Source organism: Kitasatospora sp. NPDC007106 (assembly GCF_040634455.1).
Lineage (GTDB): Bacteria > Actinomycetota > Actinomycetes > Streptomycetales > Streptomycetaceae > Kitasatospora > Kitasatospora arboriphila.
This window is the reverse complement of record NZ_JBEYFP010000674.1, coordinates 1-3,220: the sequence shown is the minus strand read 5'-3', so window position 1 is coordinate 3,220 and position 3,220 is coordinate 1. Positions and strand designations below refer to the sequence as shown.

General features: G+C 77.2%; 3 protein-coding genes. All 3 read right to left on the bottom strand.

Annotation, left to right across the window (positions count from 1 at the left end; genetic code table 11):
- The coding region (locus ABZ641_RS30550; protein WP_359986991.1) for an alpha/beta fold hydrolase at positions 1-1,861 on the bottom strand (1,861 nt) is incomplete at its 3' end.
- 93 nt (positions 1,862-1,954) lie between these two features.
- Positions 1,955-2,533, bottom strand: a complete 579-nt coding sequence (locus tag ABZ641_RS30545; RefSeq protein ID WP_344628114.1) for a class I SAM-dependent methyltransferase — start codon at positions 2,531-2,533, stop codon at positions 1,955-1,957.
- Positions 2,534-2,625: 92 nt separating this feature from the next.
- A partial coding sequence (locus tag ABZ641_RS30540) for an SUKH-4 family immunity protein (RefSeq protein WP_359986989.1) occupies positions 2,626-3,220 on the bottom strand: 595 nt, incomplete at its 5' end.

The following is a 3,220-nucleotide window of genomic DNA, read 5'->3' as shown; positions in this document are numbered from 1 at the left end:
CGGCGAGCGCCGGGTCGGCGGGCAGCTGCGGGCGGCGCCGGCGGCGCAGCAGGAGCAGCCCGGCCGCGGCGGCGACGGCGAGCAGCGGCAGCACCCAGACCCGGGCGGGCAGCGGGGCGGCCTCGGTGTGCAGGCCGGCCACGGTCGGGAGGGTCAGCGGCCCGGCGGCGGAGACGGTGTAGGTGGCGGGCTGCGCCGGGGAGGCGTAGGCCAGGTCGGTGGAGGCGAGCACGAGCCGCAGCCGGTGCCCGGCCGGGAAGGAGTGGTCGACGGCGGGCAGCGCGATCTGCACGGTGCGGCCGCCGGGGGCGTCGGCGCCGGTGACCCGCAGCGGGGCGACGAGCTGCTGCGGCAGGGTCTGCTTGCCGTCCGGGCCGAGGTCGTAGAGCTTGGCGAAGAGCACCGCGTCGGGCCGGTCGGCGTGCACGGTGATCGAGGCACGGGCCTGGCCGGTGAGGTCGAGCGCGGTCGTCAGCGGGTCGGAGTCGAACGCGGCGTACTGGCTGGGGAAGTCGAGGGCGAGGCCGCTGCCGAGGGCGGCGGCCTGGGAGAGCGCGCCGATGCCGGGGACGGTGGAGATGTTCGGCGGGGCGCCGCCGGGCGGGTTGGCGACGGTCTGCTCGCGGCCGGCGAGTTCGACGCTGCGGGTGGCGGTGCCGCCGAGTCCCGGGTACGCGTCGGCGTCGGCGCCGCGCAGCACGGCCTGGAAGCCGGTGGAGTCGACGCCGCCGGTGCGGGTGACCCGGAAGGCGGGGCCGGTGCCGGTGGACTTGCCGGCCAGGTAGTGGTCGAACCAGGCCGTGACCCGGGCGTCGGTGCGTTCGCTGCCCTCGGTGCCGCCGTCGTGCCCGCCGGCGAACCAGTCGACGGCGACGGGCGCGCCGTTGGCGGCGACGGCCTTGGCGATCCGGTCGCCCTGGTCGAGCGGGAAGAGCGAGTCCTGCTGGCCCTGGACGACGAGGGTGGGCACCTTGATCCGGTCGGCGACCGAGGACGGGCTGGACTTCTCCAGCACCGCGACCGCCTCGGCGTCGGGGCGGCCGGCCGCGGCGACCCGGTTGTACATGGTGCACAGCTCGTCGAGGAAGCGGCCGCAGCCGACCGCGCCCTGCGGTCCGCCGGGCTGCCCGTCCTGCTGTCCGTCCTGCTGTCCGTCGCGGGGCGCGCCGGCGAGCCCGCCGGTGGCGGCGCCGGCCGAGCCGGTGGTGAAGAACAGGCCGGCCCAGAGCTTCTTGAAGACGCCGTCGGCGGCGGTCGAGCCCTGGGCGGCCTGCGGGAAGAGCGCGTCGGCGAGGTTCCACCAGGTGATGCCGGCGGCGACCGCGTCGATCCGCGGGTCGTAGGCGGCGCCGAGCAGGGCGGCCCCGCCGCCGTAGGAGGCGCCGGTGATGCCGACCCGCGGGTCGCCGGCCTTGTCGAGCTGCACCTCGGGCCGCTTCGCGAGCCAGTCGACGAGCCGGGTGACGTCCTGGATCTCGCGGTCCGGGGCGTCCAGGCCGATCCGGCCGCCGGAGTGGCCGAAGCCGCGGGCGGACCAGGTGAGGACGGCGTACCCGGCGCGGGCGAGCTGCCGGGCCCGGTCGCGTTCGCCCTCCTTGGAGCCGCCGAAGCCGTGCGCGAGCAGGATCGCCGGGCGTGGCGAGGTACCGGTGGTGAAGAACGAGGTGTCGATGCGGACGGTCGCGCTGCTGCCCGGTGTCTCGGGCATGGCGAGGAAGCGGTCCTCCTGGCGCACCTCGGGCCCGGAACCGCCGGCGGCGGTGCCGATCGCCCCCACGACGACCAGCACCGCCGCAACCACCCATGCCACCAGCGCACGCCGTCCCAGCCGGCGGAGGCGCCGGGCCCACCCGAACCCCATGGCCACCGACCCTAACCCCGTTCGGGGTAGGGAGCCCGTAAAGGGCGCGATCACGTCATCCGCGCCGGTCGTTCGGGTGCGGCCCGGTGGGGGTCAGGCGGTCCTCACCGCCATGAGCAGGCCGGTCGACCAGGCGAGCCGGACGGTGCGGAAGTCCGGGCGGCCGGTCAGGTGGCCGACGAGCCGGTCGACGGCGGCGGTGTGCTCGGCGGGCCAGTCGGGCAGCGGCAGCAGGTCGTCGATCAGGTAGGTGCCGCCGGGGGCGACCAGGTCCAGGGCCCGTTCCAGGTGGGTGAACTTGCCCGGCCAGGTGTCGGCGAAGACGAGGTCGAAGGGCTCGCCGCGGTACTCCTCCAGCCAGGTCCCGCCGTCGCCGGCGACGAACGCGCAGCGCCCGTCCCCGCCGAGCTCGGCGCGGGCGAGGTCCTGTACGGCGCCGTCCAGTTCGACGCTGACCAGCCGGGCGTCGGCGTCCATGCCGCTGAGCAGCCAGGCCGTGCCCTCGCCGACGCCGGTGCCGAGTTCCAGGATCCGTCCGCCGGGCCGGGCGGCGGCGAGGACGGCGAGGAGGGCGCCCGTCCGCTCCTCGCAGGAGAGCGTGAAGCCGTGGGCGGCCCCGGCGGCCCGCAACGCGGCGACGGCGGGCGGCAGTCGGGTGATCGTGTCGTCCATCGGGCCAGTCTGCCGCGGGTGTTCGGGGCGGTGCAGGTGTTTTCGCGGCCCGGCGTCCGCCGCCGCCCCTCACCCGCGCGGACGGGGCGGGGTCAGAGCAGGCCGTCCCACATCTGCTCGACGACGACGGCCCACCAGTTCTCCGGGTCCTGGAAGACGGTGGGGTCGAGGGCGGCCAGTTGCTGCTGGAAGCCGTCGGTGGCCTCGGCGGCGGCGTGCGCGTCGAGGCCGCGGCGGGCGGGGCGGTGGGCGGCGAGCAGGGCGAGGCAGCGGACGTACGAGGACAGGTCCGCGTTGAGGTAGCGGCCCGTCCCGGTGTCCGGGTCGACCGCCCAGACCCGGCCGACGCCCTCGCCGGTGCCGGTGCCGCCGTCGCCGCACTGCACCGCGACCAACGCGTGCCCGTCGGTGCCGAGCAGCACGTACTCGGCGAGCACCGCGCGGGCGGTGTCCGGGACGCGGCGGCCGCGGCCGGTCGCGGCCAGGTGGGCGGCGACGTCCGGCAGGCCCGGCAGCACCTCGAAGAAGCCCTCGACCCGGGCCGGCAGGCCGGCCCAGACGAGGGTGGAGCGGGCGGCGTCCGGGAGGGCGGTGGCGGCGGCGTCGTCGGCGTCGGAGCGGTGCACGTCGTCCGGGCCGAACTGCTCGGCGAGGCGGCGGCCGAGGGCGGCGTCCCGCTCCGGTCCG